Genomic DNA, 15934 nt, shown 5'->3' on the forward strand with positions numbered 1-15934 from the left:
CAATGGTTCTGGGAAAACCTCAGATTATTCAATATGAACGATGCGAAAACCCATCAGACACTCATACCGATCCGGCTGTTGTTCGTCAGTATTGCGAATAGCATGACCGCAACGAAGTTGACCTTGATGGTAGCGGGGTTGACCGCTACTATCAGCCAGCAAACAGGACTGACAAACGTGTTGGGGAGCAAAGATTTGGTTTTCCGTCATAATCATTAGCATCCAATGCCTCCTGTAAGTTCCAATGAATGAGGGATACTAAAGCTAATTTCAAAATTTATTGTATGCTAGAAATTGAGTATTGTAGTAAAAAGTAATACATTAATTAACTTGTCAACCGCGTTGACAGAGATCGCAAATGAGCGATCGCTGACGGGCGATCGAAAGATAGCGGTTAAAGCCGTAGTTTAACAAGTGACTTCTAACATAGATTACACTTTAATATCCTGGTATATAACACACGTGCTTTGTGTGGCTAAAAAAGTTCCAGCCCAAACATTTCTATTTAAGGATGGCAACAAGTGACTCTCACGAACTCAGATTTTCTTACATCCTCCGATCCTGCGATTGGAGAGTTAATCAATCAAGAACTACAGCGCCAAAGGGATCACTTAGAGCTCATAGCAAGTGAAAACTTTACTTCAGCTGCTGTACTGGCGGCTCAAGGTTCCGTTTTAACAAACAAGTATGCCGAAGGGCTACCCGGTAAACGTTATTACGGTGGGTGTGAATTTGTAGACAAAGTTGAGCAACTGGCTATAGATCGTGCCAAACAATTGTTTGGTGCAGCGAGTGCCAACGTACAGCCTCATTCAGGCGCACAGGCGAATTTTGCAGTCTTTTTGACTCTGCTAGAACCGGGGGATAAATTCATGGGTATGGATTTGTCTCATGGGGGACACCTTACTCACGGTTCACCCGTAAACGTTTCTGGTAAGTGGTTTCAAGCTTGCCACTACGGTGTTAACAAAGAAACAGAACAACTGGACTTCGATCAAATTCGAGAGCTGGCGCTTAGGGAGCGTCCAAAGCTTTTGATTTGTGGTTACTCCGCATACCCTCGTATCATTGATTTTGAAAAATTCCGCAGTATTGCGGATGAAGTAGGCGCATATTTGCTGGCAGATATTGCCCATGTTGCGGGGTTAGTAGCTACCGGTCATCATCCCAATCCAATTCCCTACTGTGATGTTGTCACAACAACGACTCATAAAACCCTACGCGGTCCTCGCGGTGGTCTGATTTTAACTCGCGATCCTGAGTTAGGTAAGAAGCTAGACAAATCAGTATTCCCCGGTACACAGGGCGGACCCCTAGAACATGTAATTGCTGCGAAAGCGGTGGCTTTTGGAGAAGCTTTAAAACCTGAGTTTACAACATACTCTGCCCAAGTCATTGAAAATGCTCGTACTTTAGCAAACCAGCTGCAAAAGCGGGGATTAAAGTTAGTCTCAAATGGTACTGACAATCACTTGATGTTAGTCGATTTACGATCTATAGGTTTGACCGGCAAACAAGCCGATAAATTGGTCAGTGAAGTCAATATAACTGCCAATAAGAACACAGTGCCTTTTGACCCAGAGTCACCATTTGTAACCAGTGGTTTGCGCTTGGGTTCTCCCGCCATGACAACGCGAGGTTTGGGAGTTGAAGAATTTACGGAGATTGGCGATATTATTGCCGATCGCTTGTTAAATCCAGATTCCAAGCCAGTGGCTGAAGATTGTCGGCGACGTGTCAAAGCATTGTGCGATCGCTTCCCCTTGTACTCGCACTTACAAATTCCCGTCCCGGCTTTAGCTTAGGGATTGGCGATAGGGGATAGGTTGGTAAAGATCGCGATCTCCATCCCCTTGGTTCCCAGGCTCAGCCTGGGAACGAGAGCGCTCAACGATCGCAAGTCACTAGTTAGGTACTGACTGAATTCTAAAAATCCCCTGTGGATAAAAAGCAGTCGATGAAGTAAATAGATGTAAAGAAATCCACGCAGGATTTTTAAGTGTAGAACCTAACCTAATAGTGAATACAGATGCTAGTTCAGATTTATCATCTGATTGCGTTCCTTGTTGCTGCTGTAGTCGTTCTCTGGACTACACCTGATGTTAGAAACATGGGCATCAAAAGCGGACGCCTGGATAGACCGAATGACCGAAAAGTTCATCAGCGCCCAATGGTACGACTCGGAGGAGTTTCTATTTTTGCAGGTGCGATCGCCTCCCTATTCATTGTCTGGCTTTTAGGTGGATTTGGAAATCTACCAACTGAGAAAGAATGGCAAATTTGGGGAGTGATTTTAGGCGGTGTAGGTTTTTTTATAATTGGTTTGGCAGACGATTTATTAAACCTGTCGCCCTTGACACGGTTGTTGATGCAGATGGTTATTGCGGCTGGCGCATGGAAAGCAGGCGTAAGTATAGATTTTTTGAGCCTTCCTACAGGTGGAGTGATGCAACTTGGTTGGTTGAGTTTACCCATCACACTCCTGTGGCTGGTAGGAATGGTCAATGCGATTAACTGGATTGACGGTTTAGATGGATTAGCTGCGGGAGTATCGGGAATAGCAGCTTTGGTTATTCTTGTGGTTGCCTTATTTATGCAACAAACAGCCGCCGCCATTATAGCGGCTGCCATAGCAGGTGCAGCACTGGGATTTCTGCGTTATAATTTTAACCCCGCACAAATCTTTATGGGAGATGGCGGGGCTTATTTTATGGGATTCACGCTAGCAGCAGTGAGCGTAGTTGGTCTGGTGAAAACTGCTGCTACTGCAGTATTACTGCCTTTTTTGATTCTAGCTGTACCAATTGTCGATATGTCAGCAGTGATTTTGGCACGACTGCGCCGTGGTAAATCACCTTTTACTGCAGATAAGAGTCATTTGCACCATCGCTTGTTGCGAGCGGGGTTATCCCACAGATTGACTGTTTTATTTATTTACTCTTTGACCCTATGGGTTGGAAGTTTAGCATTAGTTCTTGCTGGTGTCCCTAGTGGTATTATTTACACTTGTTGTGCGACCTCGTTGCTCATTTACGCAACTTGGAGAGTATGGAAAATTTGTCGGCAAACTTAGTGGAAGGTTATTGGTTAGTGGTGAGTGGCTAATGGCTAATGGCTAATGGCTAGTGGCTAATGGCTAATGGCTAATAGCTAATAGCTAATGGCTAATGGCTAATGGCTAATGGCTAATGGCTAATGGCTAATGGCTAATGGCTAATGGCTAATGGCTAATGGCTAATGGCTAATGGCTAATGGCTAAGCACCTAACAACCAACAACTGACAACTAACAACTAACAACTAACGCCATTATGACTGCGGAAATCATTTGTGTTGGAACAGAACTACTGTTAGGAGATATTCTTAACAGTAATGCTCAATATTTGGCACAGCAGTTAGCCAAACTGGGTATACCCCACTACTATCAAACAGTTGTAGGTGATAACTCAGAAAGGTTAAAGCAGGTTATAGAAATTGCTACTCAAAGAGCACAAATTTTGATTTTTACGGGAGGTTTGGGTCCCACACCTGATGATTTAACCTGTGAAACCATCGCTGCTTTTTTTAACTCTCCTTTGGTCGAACGCCCGGAGGTGATTGAAGAGATAACTCGGAAATACGCTCAACGCGGGCGGATTATGACTCCTAGCAATCGCAAGCAAGCTTTGATCCCTCAAGGGGCGGAGATTTTACCCAATCCTACGGGGACAGCGCCAGGTATTATTTGGCAACCCCGCACCGATTTAACTATACTGACTTTTCCCGGTGTACCCAGTGAAATGCAACGGATGTGGGAAGTCACTGCTGTACCTTACCTTAAGAGCCTCGGTTGGGGTCAAGAAATCATTTACAGTCGAATGTTAAGGTTTTGGGGTATTTCGGAATCAGCGTTAGCAGAAAAAGTCGCAGGTTATCTCAATTTACCAAACCCCACAGTCGCCCCTTATGCTAGTAGGGGGGAGGTGAAGTTAAGGGTTTCTGCTAAGGCTGCAACGGATGAGCAAGCAAGAGAACTTATTACCCCTGTTGAACAACAAATTAAGGGGATTGCGGGGTTGGATTATTACGGTGCTGATGATGATACCCTGGCTTCAGTTGTGGGAGAGCTATTGCGTAGCGCAGGGCAAACTCTTTCGGTTGCTGAATCGTGTACTGGCGGTGGTTTGGGGCAGATGTTGACAGAGATTTCTGGCAGTTCCGATTACTTTTGGGGTGGAGTCATTTCTTACGATAACTCTGTTAAAGAGAGAATTTTGGGTGTAAAGTCGGAAGATTTGGCAAAATTTGGGGCGGTCAGTTCTATTGTCGCCGAGCAAATGGCAGTGGGAGTGCGATCGCACCTTGCAACAACCTGGGGATTGAGTATCACAGGTATTGCAGGACCAACAGGTGGGACAGAAACCAAGCCTGTTGGTTTGGTCTATATTGGATTAGCAGGACCCAATGAAGAAGTAGAAAGTTTTGAGTATCGTTTTGGTGCAATGCGGGGTCGATCTTTAATCCGTCATCTTAGCGCGTGTACTGCTTTGGATAATTTACGCCGTAAATTGTTATAGATATTATAAATTTTTATGAATTTTTGCGTTGCAAATTCCAAAAGAGTATCCCCCCACTAAAAAGCAAAATAATTACCCAGGCAAACAGAGTATCAAACATGACTAAGTTTGTCAAAAACAGCCTGCTAAAAAGAGTAATAGCCCCACCAGTCAACAAGCCCCACAACCAAGCTTTACTCACAACCCCCTGTACAGCCACCCATTGGGACAAACCCAGCATAAAACCAAATGCTATGCGGGTGAGTAAGGAGTTGAAAAATAATTTGAAAATGAATATTCCAACCGGAATACTCAAGACAAAGCCAACAAGATTGATTGAAAACCACTTCAGCCAAAACTTCCATCCCAATCGCGGGCGTATATTCTGTGTGGAAGCAGAATAAGACGGTCGCACCTGAGGTGATTCAGCAGGAATTTCTTGACGATATTGCGGTGGAACGGATGGTGGATAATATTCCGGTTGCGGGGGATTGCTAGCGGGGGGTCGCCGTGTTGGGGGTAGTGGTTGTGGTGCAACATACGGTGCTGAAGGTGGATGCGGTACGTATCCTGCTGGGTACTGGTTGAAGGATGTAGATACCCGGAATTCCATTTGCCCCAACCGCAGAATAGTACCTTGATGAAGTAAGGCTTCTCCTGTGATGAAAAATTGTCCGTCGATCGCAGGCGGATTGTTCTGATTCATCGGACGCACGTAAAAACACCTTTGTTGAGTTCTAAAAAAGATTTCTACGTGCAGTCTTGATACTGTTGGTTCTGACAAAACCAGATCGCAAACAGCAGGATCGCGTCCAATGCGAAATACCTCAGGATGTTTGGTGGGTTGATTTTCGAGAATTTTTTGAGTTCTGATTTGCCCGTCTTCAAACCACTCCAAAGTTAGTTCGTGTAACTCCGTGCTCCGAGTGGGAATGAGAGTCGGTGAGACATCTTGGGAAAAATTTTGTTGGTATTGTAGCGCTTGTAATGCTTCCTCTGCTGACTGATAGCGCTGTCGAAAATCATAACGCACCATTTTATCTAAAATATCTGCCAATATTGGGCTGACTTGTGCGTGCTGACGCCAGGAAATTTCTCCTGTCACGGGATCTTCAGTCAGTTTATGGGGCATGATACCCGTTAAGGCTTGAATACCTATCATTCCCACCGCATAAACATCACTGCTTAATCTGGGGCTTCCTTTAGTTTGTTCGCTTGGCATATAGCCAGCAGTCCCAATAGCTACTGTTGGCGTTGTGTGTCCTTGAAGATTGACTTGAGTTACAGTTATTTCTTTGACTGCACCAAAATCAATCAGAACAATTTTGCCATCTTGACGGCGTCGAATTAAATTTGCTGGTTTAATATCGCGATGGATAATTTGACGCTGATGGACAAAAGCAAGGGGTTCTAAAATGCCTTTTAGCAGGTTAGTAACATCTGATTCGCTGAAATAGTTCCCCGAACTGAGTTCTGCACTTAAGGATTGACCGTCAATAAACTCTTGAACGAGGAAGAATTCCTCATTTTCCTCAAAATAAGCTAGAAGCCTGGGAATTTGGTCGTGATTGCCCAATTGCTGTAAGACTTGTGCTTCTGAAGCAAACAAGCGTCTTGCTATTTGCAAAGTGTTGGGGTCACTAGATGTAGGTTTCAATTGCTTGACAACACATTGAGGGTTTCCCGGCAGTTTAGTATCATCTGCAAGGTAAGTTTGACCAAAACCTCCAGCACTTAAAACATGCTTAATTTGATAACGCCTATCTAATATTTCCCCCAACATATTTCTGCCAAAGGTTTTTGGTATCTATGCTACCACAGTAGCCAATGCCCAATCCCAATCCTTAATTTCCAATTCCCTACTTTGGATATATTGACTGCTCTCTCAAATACCACTATTCCTAAGTTCGTTGCCTTAATCGGGGTCGTTTATGGAAAGTTTCAATTCTTCACAACAGACTCAGCCCGGTACAACTTTAGAGGAAGAAACGAGTCTAGTCCCACCTGACGCAAGTAGCGATGCTCAACCTGCATCACCCTCTCACCGTCATCTGCTACCTAAAGTCTTACTGGGAACACTGTTATTTGCAGGGGCGGTTGCTGCTGGAATTTTTAGCTATCGATGGTGGCAATACGGTCAAACACATCAGCAAACAGATAATGCTTATGTCAATGCTAATATTTACTCCGTTACATCTCGTGTATCGGGTATAGTCACCCAAGTAGCAGTTAACGATAATCAAATAGTATCGCCCGGAACTCTGTTGGTGAAGATCGATCCCCGCGAGTACCAAGCATCTTTGATACAGGCAAAAGCATCTTTAGAATTAGCTAAACAGCAAGCAGCATTGGCACAAGAAAATGTCAAACTGATTGCGGATAATAATTATGTCCCGTTACCCGTACCTATAAATACTAATCCTCAATCGCAGCCGGAAGCTCTCAATCGGCAAAGGGATATAAATCAGCAACAGTATAAAACAGCAGTGGCTGCGATCGCCCAAAAAGAAGCGGAGCTTAAAAAAGCACAGCTTCATCTCTCCTACACCAACATAACTGCTCTAGTAGCTGGTAAAGTGAGTCAAAAAAACGTCCAAGTAGGACAGCAAGTAAAAGCAGGACAAACTCTTTTGAGAGTCGTACAACCAAATCCCTGGATTGTAGCGAATTTTAAGGAAACCCAGTTAGCAAAAATACAACTAGGTCAAAAAGCAGATATTAAAATGATTGCTTTTCCCGGCAAGACATTTCGAGGTACGGTAGAGAGTATGTCTCCCACTTCTTTTGGCAAAGTTTCTCCTTTAAAAGGAGAAAACACTACAGGTAACACCACAAGGACTTCAAGCGAGCAAAGAATTCCTGTAAGAATTCTATTTGAGCCTGAAAGTCTTCGGGGTTACGAGACTAAAATGACTCCTGGGCTATCGGCTGTTGTGACAGTAGATACAAAAAAATAATTTGCTATCTCTAAATCCAGCCCGTCTCCGAGTATGGGCGGGCGGGGAAGAATTCTACAAGACGTTCCTCAAGGGAACGCTCGGTAGAAGCAATAGCAGAAACTTGTTATGTGGCTCATATGGCGCGATCGCACGAGTCCATTAAAAAGAATTTTTACGTCCTAGAACTCTCTGCTATTAAAGATCCCAGGTCTTTCCATCAGAATAATCAATCACCAAAGGCTTGCTGTATTCTTCACGATTTGTTACAAAAGTACAAAGAACTTCTAGGACTTCAACTCACCTACACTTACACAAATGCTAGGCGGACTTACAGGTTTAACAGATCCCAAAGGCACTGACTGGGGTGAGCGCATGCTCAATACCGTAGCCAGCCAAACGATTCGCCACATGTTTACTAAGAGCGAGTCAGTAGAAGTCTTTGTCCGTTGCTATCCCTCCAGCAAATTGTTACAAGGAAGCATTGACAGCTTCAAAATGAGCGGTCGTGGTTTGGTTATTCGCAAAGACTTTGCTGTAGAAGAAATGTCTTTTGAAACTGATGCTGTCGCCATTGACTTTAGCTCCGTTTTAAGTGGCAAATTAAGCCTCAAGCAACCAACTCAAGCCATTGCTCAAGTTGTCTTATCAGAAACAGGTATTAACCACGCTTTTAAAGCAGAATTGGTGACAAGGCGTTTAATGAACCTTACCGTACCTGCATTGACCGCATTATCGGACGGTAAGCCAGTTTCGTTTCCTGAAATTCAAGTACAGCTCTTACCTGAAAATCAGTTGCGGATTTTTGCCAAAGCTGATTTAGGCAATGGGGAACCAATACCCTTAAATATGGTTGTGACTATCGCTGTTGAACGGCGTCGTCGTATTTCTTTTAAAAACCCTACAGTAGAACTCGAGCAAATACCGGAAGCTCAAAAGGAAATCTCAAAGACCCTTTGCCTAGCACTAGTAGAAATTTTAGATAATATGGTCGATTTGGATCGCTTTGACCTTGATGGCGTTAAAATGCGTCTGAATCGATTGGAAACTGAAGGTCAACGGCTAATTTTTAGCGGCTATGCTGAAATTGAGCGTATCCCTCAAAAGGATACAAAATAAGTAACTTGGTACGAAGAATCATAGCTATTTGTAGAGGGGCTTTAGCACTAAAGCCCCTCTACAAACAAAACAAGCGAGATTTGACATCTCTTTACAAAGTAGTGCTGTTTCTTGCTAACCTACACGGATTCATTTATACAATACCGCCTACTGCTTCGCTAACATCAGTAGGTGCTTGATACTCTTGATCTGGGATTTGTTGCAATACAGAAATAGCATTGTCATCAGCACCGTTTTGCTGGGCGCGTTTAATTAATTCTTCCTTGTTAGCAGGATAGTCAACGCCTTTTAAGTGTTTTTGCAGTTGGATGGGATTAAGTTTAGCCATTGTTATCCACCTCTAAAGAACATTTCTATCTTTACAAGCGGGTATATTGACTACATCTACCGAAGAGTTACAGATAATTCAATCGTTACCTCATCCACTAGGCTGATGAAACCCATTTTTTCTTTTTCAATTAATCTTTAATACAAACCTTGAAATCTCCCTTCTGCCCTCTGCCATCTGCCCTCTGCCTTTCTTTTTTAATACAAACCTTGAAATCTCCCCTCTGCCATCTGCCATTTGCCATCTGCCTTTCTTTGATAAATTAGATGTATATACCTATGTAACAAATATTTATGCCTCCTCGTTGGCCCCGTAAACCCGATCGCAAAGACCCCGCTTACCGAAAATTAGACGATCGCATGAATTTTGCGGTTCATGTTGCACTCTTTGCAGTCTCTAATTCTGGTTTGTGGTTTTTCCATAACCTTAATTTAATAACTTGGGAATGGTTACCTTGGTTAACTACAGGTTGGTTCGTTGTGCTGTTAGTTCACCTGATATATATTTCTGCGATCGCTAATTACTCAGAAACGCCACCAACATCCACCTGAAGATGGACTGAAGAAGCTAGGGTGATTGTTACTTGTGGTGGTAGATTTAGTCTTGAGAAACGATCCATAATAGGATCTAGGATGAGAGTTAAAACTCATTATATAGGGTTATATTTATGGCTAAAGCAAACACCACAGAATTACTAGAAGCCCTAGCTGCGGAAATTGGTGACAACGTATACATTGATATTGCCAAATGGCATCTTTATTTATCTAATGCCAAACTCCATACGGTAGTAGCAGAAAAAGTCTATCCTCTCATTACTGCTAAGAAAACCGTTGAAGAAAATGACGTTATACAAATTTTAGAATCTATTCCAGTTAAGATTGGAGGCGGTAGAAGGGAACTTCCCCTCATCGATTTACTACCCCTACAATGCCAAGTGAATTTAGTAGATATTTTAGAAAAATATCAACGAGAAATTTAACGGCTCTCTTACCACCAGAAAATTACCTATATGAGTAGGAAGGGTATTGCCAAGAAAATTGATAGATAGCAATACCTCTCCTAGAAGACTTGGTATTTTTGGAGTGGAAAGAAATTCGAGCTGCTAAATGTTTAAATGAGAAAGTTATTAAGGGTGAGTTTAATCTTGCCCTCATTTTTGACGCAAACTTAAGGAGGCAAATTCGATGCTTTTACAAATTAAAGAAAGCGGTGAATTGGTTAAAGTTCTTGATGTTCAAGAATTGATCGATCCCAATACTAATACTATTCACGCACAAGAACAAGAAGGTCAAGAAGAACAACAACCAGATTCCTATAACAAACAAAATCTGGCTTTTCCTTCTGGAGAAAGTCTTCCACGCTGTTGGGTGGATGCTAATTATAGAAATGGTTCTAACTGAGAAGGATAAAGGATAAAGGATGAAATGGCATTTTTTAGACTTCATCCTTTATCCTTCATACTTTAAGAAGGTTTCTCAGAAAGATTTTCCACTTTCTCCGATGGGAAAAAGGCTTTTGCAATCCAATCGGTCAAAATGTGAGATAGCAATCCCAATGGACCGGCAAAAAAACAAAGTATCAGAGAATGAACCGTCCACATACCTGTTTTTTGCCCTTCCAGATAAACATAACGCCCCGTAAATAAATCCAAAGTTAAAAAATGAAGCCAACCAGTCACAGCGACTTTTTCATCTGCAAACAATCGGGCAATATCTGACAGCTGAGGGTTGGAAAAGGACTGGGCAGTTTCTGGCGTGATACTGTTAATAAATAAATACAAATAAGTTGCTGCTAGTGGAACGAAAGGAATATAGGATTCCATAACCCTTTTTGTAATGTTCCATTTGGGTAGGAAAATCATTAAAATCCAAAAGGGCAGAACAAAAAAATTGGCAACCTGGAAAATTTGGACGCTCATAGAAATTGTTAGTTATTAGTTGGGAAGTCAGGGATTATCGCTTTAGTATGGCAGAGGATTAACGATCGCCGATCGCTGTTAATAACTGGGATTCTATTTCAGAAGAGTCTAAATCGCGACCGATGAAAACTAGGCTAGTTTGCCTGATTTCTTCTGGTTTCCAAGGGCGATCGTAAAATTGATCGAACCGATTTCCTACTCCTTGCATGACCAAGCGCATAGATTTATTGGGAACTGCTACAAACCCCTTAATCCTGTAAATTTCTTGCTCGCGTGCTAGCGTTTGTAACCGGGCTAAAAGTGTTTGTGGATCGAAAGTACGGTCTAAAACCAAGTAAGTAGAAGTAATTTCGTCATCGTGGTCGTGATCTTCTTCTATATCGTGGTGACTGGGGCGATTATCTAGGTCGTTTTCAACTGCAGCTTGAAATCCCATGAATACCGATGGGTCAAGTTGACCGTAATTGCTCTCTACAATTTTTACCTCTCTGGGTAATTCTTGTTTAACTAACTGCTCAACATTTGCTTTAGACTGCTTATCCACCAAGTCCGTTTTATTCAACACTACTAAATCCGCACAAGCAAGTTGATCTTCAAAAAGTTCTTGCAGTGGTGTTTCATGTTCTAAACTATCATCTGCTTGTCTCTGTGCTTCTACCGCCTCTGGATTGCTGGCAAATGTTCCGGCTGCAACTGCTGCACAATCTACCACTGTAATGACAGCATCCACTGTAGCTGCATTGCGAATTTCTTGCCAGCGAAAAGCTTTTATCAAAGGTTTTGGCAATGCTAGACCTGAAGTTTCAATCAAAATACAATCAAGGCTCTCTCGTCGCTTGATTAACTGTTGCATTGTCGGTAAAAATTCTTCCTGTACCGTACAGCACAAGCAGCCATTTGTTAATTCAAAAATGTTGGGAGTGGGGGCTGTGGAAACGCAAGTTGTCACATCTGTGTCAGGACAAATTTGACAGGATTTCAATAATTCGCCATCAATACCAAGTTCACCAAATTCATTGACTAACACAGCAATACGCCGTCCTTGGTTATTTTGTAACAGGTGGCGAATGAGGGTAGTTTTTCCACTCCCTAAAAATCCAGTGATGATAGTAACGGGAATTTTTGCTGCCATTTATTACGTTTTTAGTTGTTAGTTGCAAGTGGTTAGTTGTTAGTTGTTAGTTGTTAGTAGTAAAACTTTGCTCCGTCAGATATTTAACTACCAACTACCAACCACCAACCACTAACCAAATAACATTTATTCAGCTGTTGCTAGTTCGGTGCTACCACGGGTGCGACGGCGTGTAAGGGTGTTGTACAGCATTTGACCAATGGCTTTGATGAGATTTCCTTCTAACTCTTGGAACATTTTCATGTTCATACCAAAAGCTGCGTTGGCTTCATCGACAATGCGATCGCCTGTTGCTTCATCTACTGGCAGTTCATCTAAAGCCTGACGGTATCTAACTTTAAATGCCTTCTCATCAGCAATATCTTCAAATTCATAAAAGGCAGTCCCTTGTCCGTCAGAAAGGTTCATTGCTGTTTGGGCAATGCCTTTGAGAATTTGTCCGCCTGATAAGTCTCCCAGATAACGGGTGTATGAGTGAGCGACTAACAATTCCGGTTCATTTGCTGATAATTCCCGGATGCGCTGCACGTAGGCTTCACCTGCTGAAGATAATTGAATTTGCTCCCGCCAGTTTGTTCCGTAGTAATAGCTGAGGTCTTTTTCCAGGGACTGCTTGCGGTAAAGCTCTTGAAAATTGATTTTAGAAAGAATTGGATGGTTATGGTGCTTTTCCATCTCCTCTTCAATTGCTGAGTAGATGAAATAGAAGTTAGCTACTAGTTTCCGGTAGGAGTTTTTCTCAACGACTCCCTTTAAAAAACACTTGACAAAACCAACGTTTTCTGCCATCGTGTGGGCTTTTTTTGTTCCTACACGCAATTTTGTTGCTAAATGACTGCTCATACTAAATTGCTCAACTTTAAAAAAATCAATTGCCGGAGTTGTGATATCAGAACGGCTACAAAAGCCACTAAAACGTTACAGTAGAACCATTTGATGAGAATTTCTATTAATATTTTTTAAGTTTTCCTGCTTGGTATTTTTTTTGACCAAAACTAAGGCAGAGGATATGGAGTAGAACACAGCCGTGAGAATAGAGTAAAAAATATAACAATTTAATTTTAGTATATTTGTCAAACAGTTGAAAGGCTAACACTCCAAATACACGAAGACAAATAAACGCGTAACACCTTTCTTACATCCAGTACAGAACGATACGGGAAATATCACTGCCTTCAGCAGCGCTGCTTTCTTAAAAAAAATTATACTTACTTCATATTTCAGTCATATTACTGTTTTACTGAATCTTTACAAAAACATCATCGGCTCTATAAGTATTTTTTCTGAAAAAGCAGGCAAATTAGAATAAAGTTAAAAACGTAAAAACTAGTAAATTATCCCGAACAAAAGCCACCAACGGGGAATTGTTGAATAAAGTTTAAAGTGTTATTCTCCATTGTAACGGTGTGGAGTGTAGAAAAATATGGTATCATTTATAGCCCGAAATCAAAATGGCAATACGGGAGTGTCTGCTTCTGAAGCCAATGACAGTCATAGTAGGATGAGTTTTGGTCTGGACTTAATGTCTCTACCAACAACTCCCTTGTTTGGGACGGATGGAATTCGGGGAAAAGTTGGGGATTTGCTCAACGCACCCCTAGCATTACAAATTGGTTTTTGGGCGGGAGTTGTTTTACGGGGCGGCGCTTCCAATCTAGGACCTGTGATCCTCGGTCAAGATTCTCGTAACTCTAGCGATATGCTAGCAATGGCTTTAAGTGCGGGGTTAACAGCAGCTGGCGTAGAAGTCTGGCATTTGGGTTTATGTCCTACTCCTTGCGTTGCGTTTCTAACCAGTAACAGCGATGCTATTGGTGGAGTGATGATTTCTGCAAGCCACAATCCACCTGAAGATAACGGCATTAAAATTTTTGGTGCAAATGGGTTGAAGTTACCCCAAGCATTACAAGCAGAAATTGAGGCAGGTCTGCGCGGTCTATCATCATATCCTGAGGTAAGAAGTGATTGCGGGCGACACTATTCTCGTTTAGATTTAGTAAAAAGATATACTAGTGCTTTGAAAGAACCACTGCATGGCACTGTGAATTTTCAAGGCATGAAGATTATTTTAGATTTGGCATGGGGAGCAGCAGTCGATCTAGCACCGCAAGTATTTGAAGAACTAGGGGCAGAAGTTATCTGTTTTCACAGCTTAGCAGATGGCGATCGCATCAACGTCAACTGCGGTTCCACTCACTTAGATGTATTACAAGCAGCTGTTCGCGAACACCAAGCCGACATAGGTTTCGCCTTTGATGGTGATGCTGACCGTGTTTTGGCTGTAGACAATACTGGAAGGCAAGTGAATGGCGATTATATCCTTTACATATGGGGTCTCGGCTTACAGCAGAAGCAACAACTCCCAGATAACTTAATTGTTTCCACAGTGATGGCAAATTTAGGTTTTGAGAGAGCTTGGAAACAAGCAGGGGGTCAGTTGATTCGCACAGCAGTAGGCGACCAATACGTCCAAGCAGAAATGTTACGGACTGGGGGAATGTTAGGGGGCGAACAATCCGGTCACATCCTTTGCCGTCACTATGGCATCACTGGAGATGGTTTGCTCACGGCTTTACACCTAGCAGCTTTAGTCAAAGAGGCGGGCGTTCCTCTATCTGAAATGATAGATTCCAGTTTCCATACATATCCGCAACTCCTACGGAACGTGCGAGTAGAAGACAGGTTAAAGCGTGTTAACTGGAAAGATTGCCAACCTTTACAACAAGCTGTTGACCGTGCTGAAGCTGCAATGGGTGATGCAGGTAGAATTCTAGTCCGGGCTTCTGGTACGGAGCCACTCATCCGAGTTATGGTAGAAGCCGAAGATGCCGAGCTTGCAAACTACTGGACAAATGAATTAGTCGCACAAGTCAAACAACACTTGGTTTAACAGTCATCGAGCAAATATTTTAGCTACTTAAATACCCGACTTCTTAAAGAAGTCGGGTATCTTGTCTTGTGCTTAAAAATGCAAAAATTTTGTAAAATTTAGATAAAGTTTTTGTAGTTGAGTTCTGTATATCTAAGGTTAAAATTTTGATAAGAATTTCAAAAGCAGTTTGTCCGTACAACTCTTGTGTCTGTGTGGCAATTTATGCAATTAAAAATTTTCGCTCTCTAAGTTGAGAAAAAGTAGTTTCGCGGTCTCAGGTTATGCTAGTTTTTGTGGTACCGCTAAAAAGCCCACAAGTTTCCAAGTCTTGGGAACTCGTAACGCAGTTATTTGAAAGATGCGTCAGATCGATCTGCAATCAGACTTCACAGGAATACAGAGTGATTGTTGTTTGTCACGAACGCCCCCGTCTTGAATTCCAACACCCCAAGATTACATACGTTGAAGTCGATTTTCCACCAGCCAATGAACGAGATCCCTTCTGTGCGGGACATACAGATAAAGGGCGCAAAATTTTGAAAGGATTAGTCCTTGCTCAAGAATTTTTACCAACATACACTATGACTGTCGATGCTGACGACTGTATCAGCAAGCACTTAGCAGAGTTTGTCAATCAAAATCCTCAAGGCAATGGCTGGTTTATAAACAAAGGTTACAAATATCAGAACGGTGATGACTTTATTTTTTTCAAAAGAAGAAATTTTTACAAGATGTGTGGCACTTGCAATATTATTAGGTATGACCTAAATCGGTTACCTAAATATCCAGAATATAATAGAGGATACGGGTACTACAAATTTTACGTAGATCATGAAAAAATTAGAGGAATGCTGGCTCAAGAAGGAAATCCTCTAAAACCACTACCGTTTCCGGGTGCTATTTATATTGTTGCCACGGGAGAAAATCTTTATTATGGAACTACAAAATTAACTTTCAATATTCTTAACCGCAAATTGTTAACCCAATCAATGCGAGACGAATTTTATCTCTACCCATTAGAGCCAAATTCAGTTATAACTGAAACAATGTATTCGAGATGACCGCATCAGTAAACAGTTAACAAACTGTGTTGTAT

General features: G+C 42.1%; 16 protein-coding genes. 10 read left to right on the top strand and 6 right to left on the bottom strand.

Translation table 11 applies throughout. From position 1 onward, the window contains the following. Positions 1-24 precede the first annotated feature (24 nt). Complete coding sequence (locus tag HC643_RS08545; protein WP_050046270.1) at positions 25-222, bottom strand: hypothetical protein; 198 nt, start codon at positions 220-222, stop codon at positions 25-27. A 299-nt stretch (positions 223-521) separates the two neighbouring features. Here HC643_RS08545 and glyA point away from each other — a divergent pair, with 299 nt between their 5' ends. The 3 genes from glyA to HC643_RS08560 all read left to right on the top strand — a co-directional run bounded on the left by glyA (position 522) and on the right by HC643_RS08560 (position 4554). Beyond that, positions 522-1805: a serine hydroxymethyltransferase gene (glyA, locus tag HC643_RS08550; RefSeq protein WP_050046269.1), complete on the top strand. Its 1284-nt coding sequence runs from the start codon at positions 522-524 to the stop codon at positions 1803-1805. Between the two features lie 224 nt (positions 1806-2029). Beyond that, on the top strand, positions 2030-3073 hold the full coding sequence (locus HC643_RS08555; RefSeq protein WP_038113018.1) for a glycosyltransferase family 4 protein: 1044 nt from the start codon (positions 2030-2032) through the stop codon (positions 3071-3073). A 236-nt stretch (positions 3074-3309) separates the two neighbouring features. Next, positions 3310-4554 carry a competence/damage-inducible protein A gene (locus HC643_RS08560; RefSeq protein WP_038101833.1) on the top strand — a complete coding sequence of 415 codons (1245 nt, stop codon included), beginning with the start codon at positions 3310-3312 and terminating at the stop codon, positions 4552-4554. Between the two features lie 13 nt (positions 4555-4567). Here the strand turns inward: HC643_RS08560 and HC643_RS08565 are convergent, their stop codons facing one another. Further along, on the bottom strand, positions 4568-6316 hold the full coding sequence (locus HC643_RS08565; RefSeq protein WP_050046268.1) for a protein kinase domain-containing protein: 1749 nt from the start codon (positions 6314-6316) through the stop codon (positions 4568-4570). Between the two features lie 148 nt (positions 6317-6464). Between HC643_RS08565 and HC643_RS08570 the strand changes: the two genes are divergently transcribed. Then, positions 6465-7490, top strand: a complete 1026-nt coding sequence (locus tag HC643_RS08570; protein WP_050046267.1) for an HlyD family secretion protein — start codon at positions 6465-6467, stop codon at positions 7488-7490. A gap of 297 nt (positions 7491-7787) precedes the next feature. Continuing rightward, on the top strand, positions 7788-8588 hold the full coding sequence (locus tag HC643_RS08575; RefSeq protein WP_038101834.1) for an LmeA family phospholipid-binding protein: 801 nt from the start codon (positions 7788-7790) through the stop codon (positions 8586-8588). Positions 8589-8721: 133 nt separating this feature from the next. Here the strand turns inward: HC643_RS08575 and HC643_RS08580 are convergent, their stop codons facing one another. Continuing rightward, on the bottom strand, positions 8722-8916 hold the full coding sequence (locus HC643_RS08580) for a DUF2795 domain-containing protein (protein ID WP_038101836.1): 195 nt from the start codon (positions 8914-8916) through the stop codon (positions 8722-8724). 293 nt (positions 8917-9209) lie between these two features. Here HC643_RS08580 and HC643_RS08585 point away from each other — a divergent pair, with 293 nt between their 5' ends. From HC643_RS08585 to HC643_RS08595, 3 genes are all read left to right on the top strand, one after another. Beyond that, on the top strand, positions 9210-9467 hold the full coding sequence (locus tag HC643_RS08585) for a 2TM domain-containing protein (RefSeq protein WP_038101839.1): 258 nt from the start codon (positions 9210-9212) through the stop codon (positions 9465-9467). A 116-nt stretch (positions 9468-9583) separates the two neighbouring features. Beyond that, positions 9584-9895 (top strand): DUF3181 family protein, encoded by a 312-nt coding sequence (locus tag HC643_RS08590; RefSeq protein ID WP_038101841.1) that lies wholly within the window; start codon positions 9584-9586, stop codon positions 9893-9895. Between the two features lie 205 nt (positions 9896-10100). Further along, complete coding sequence (locus tag HC643_RS08595; protein ID WP_038101843.1) at positions 10101-10316, top strand: hypothetical protein; 216 nt, start codon at positions 10101-10103, stop codon at positions 10314-10316. Positions 10317-10378: 62 nt separating this feature from the next. Here the strand turns inward: HC643_RS08595 and HC643_RS08600 are convergent, their stop codons facing one another. The 3 genes from HC643_RS08600 to HC643_RS08610 all read right to left on the bottom strand — a co-directional run bounded on the left by HC643_RS08600 (position 10379) and on the right by HC643_RS08610 (position 12809). Beyond that, complete coding sequence (locus HC643_RS08600) at positions 10379-10834, bottom strand: ABA4-like family protein (protein ID WP_038101845.1); 456 nt, start codon at positions 10832-10834, stop codon at positions 10379-10381. A 58-nt stretch (positions 10835-10892) separates the two neighbouring features. Continuing rightward, positions 10893-11966: a cobalamin biosynthesis protein CobW gene (gene cobW, locus HC643_RS08605; protein ID WP_038101847.1), complete on the bottom strand. Its 1074-nt coding sequence runs from the start codon at positions 11964-11966 to the stop codon at positions 10893-10895. A 126-nt stretch (positions 11967-12092) separates the two neighbouring features. Further along, the gene (locus tag HC643_RS08610) at positions 12093-12809 is read right to left on the bottom strand and encodes a biliverdin-producing heme oxygenase (RefSeq protein WP_038101850.1); all 717 of its coding nucleotides are present in this window, start codon (positions 12807-12809) and stop codon (positions 12093-12095) included. Between the two features lie 580 nt (positions 12810-13389). On the opposite strand from HC643_RS08610, the gene glmM reads away from it, so the two are divergent. Then, the gene (gene glmM / locus HC643_RS08615) at positions 13390-14856 is read left to right on the top strand and encodes a phosphoglucosamine mutase (protein WP_038101852.1); all 1467 of its coding nucleotides are present in this window, start codon (positions 13390-13392) and stop codon (positions 14854-14856) included. A 263-nt stretch (positions 14857-15119) separates the two neighbouring features. Continuing rightward, positions 15120-15899: a hypothetical protein gene (locus HC643_RS08620; protein WP_038101855.1), complete on the top strand. Its 780-nt coding sequence runs from the start codon at positions 15120-15122 to the stop codon at positions 15897-15899. Positions 15900-15934 lie beyond the last annotated feature (35 nt).

Origin of the sequence: Tolypothrix bouteillei VB521301 (genome assembly GCF_000760695.4) — a bacterium.
GTDB classification, from domain to species: Bacteria; Cyanobacteriota; Cyanobacteriia; order Cyanobacteriales; family Nostocaceae; genus Scytonema; species Scytonema bouteillei_A.

Excerpts from the sequence above, each read along its gene's own strand:
- HC643_RS08575 (WP_038101834.1), top strand. The coding sequence starts at position 7,788 with ATGCTAGGCGGACTTACAGGTTTAACAGATCCCAAAGGCACTGACTGG.
- HC643_RS08590 (WP_038101841.1), top strand. The coding sequence starts at position 9,584 with ATGGCTAAAGCAAACACCACAGAATTACTAGAAGCCCTAGCTGCGGAA.
- HC643_RS08570 (WP_050046267.1), top strand. The coding sequence starts at position 6,465 with ATGGAAAGTTTCAATTCTTCACAACAGACTCAGCCCGGTACAACTTTA.
- HC643_RS08580 (WP_038101836.1), bottom strand. The coding sequence starts at position 8,916 with ATGGCTAAACTTAATCCCATCCAACTGCAAAAACACTTAAAAGGCGTT.
- HC643_RS08620 (WP_038101855.1), top strand. The coding sequence starts at position 15,120 with ATGCTAGTTTTTGTGGTACCGCTAAAAAGCCCACAAGTTTCCAAGTCT.
- HC643_RS08595 (WP_038101843.1), top strand. The coding sequence starts at position 10,101 with ATGCTTTTACAAATTAAAGAAAGCGGTGAATTGGTTAAAGTTCTTGAT.
- HC643_RS08555 (WP_038113018.1), top strand. The coding sequence starts at position 2,030 with ATGCTAGTTCAGATTTATCATCTGATTGCGTTCCTTGTTGCTGCTGTA.
- cobW (WP_038101847.1), bottom strand. The coding sequence starts at position 11,966 with ATGGCAGCAAAAATTCCCGTTACTATCATCACTGGATTTTTAGGGAGT.
- HC643_RS08565 (WP_050046268.1), bottom strand. The coding sequence starts at position 6,316 with ATGTTGGGGGAAATATTAGATAGGCGTTATCAAATTAAGCATGTTTTA.
- glmM (WP_038101852.1), top strand. The coding sequence starts at position 13,390 with ATGGTATCATTTATAGCCCGAAATCAAAATGGCAATACGGGAGTGTCT.
- HC643_RS08585 (WP_038101839.1), top strand. The coding sequence starts at position 9,210 with ATGCCTCCTCGTTGGCCCCGTAAACCCGATCGCAAAGACCCCGCTTAC.
- HC643_RS08610 (WP_038101850.1), bottom strand. The coding sequence starts at position 12,809 with ATGAGCAGTCATTTAGCAACAAAATTGCGTGTAGGAACAAAAAAAGCC.
- HC643_RS08545 (WP_050046270.1), bottom strand. The coding sequence starts at position 222 with ATGCTAATGATTATGACGGAAAACCAAATCTTTGCTCCCCAACACGTT.
- HC643_RS08600 (WP_038101845.1), bottom strand. The coding sequence starts at position 10,834 with ATGAGCGTCCAAATTTTCCAGGTTGCCAATTTTTTTGTTCTGCCCTTT.
- HC643_RS08560 (WP_038101833.1), top strand. The coding sequence starts at position 3,310 with ATGACTGCGGAAATCATTTGTGTTGGAACAGAACTACTGTTAGGAGAT.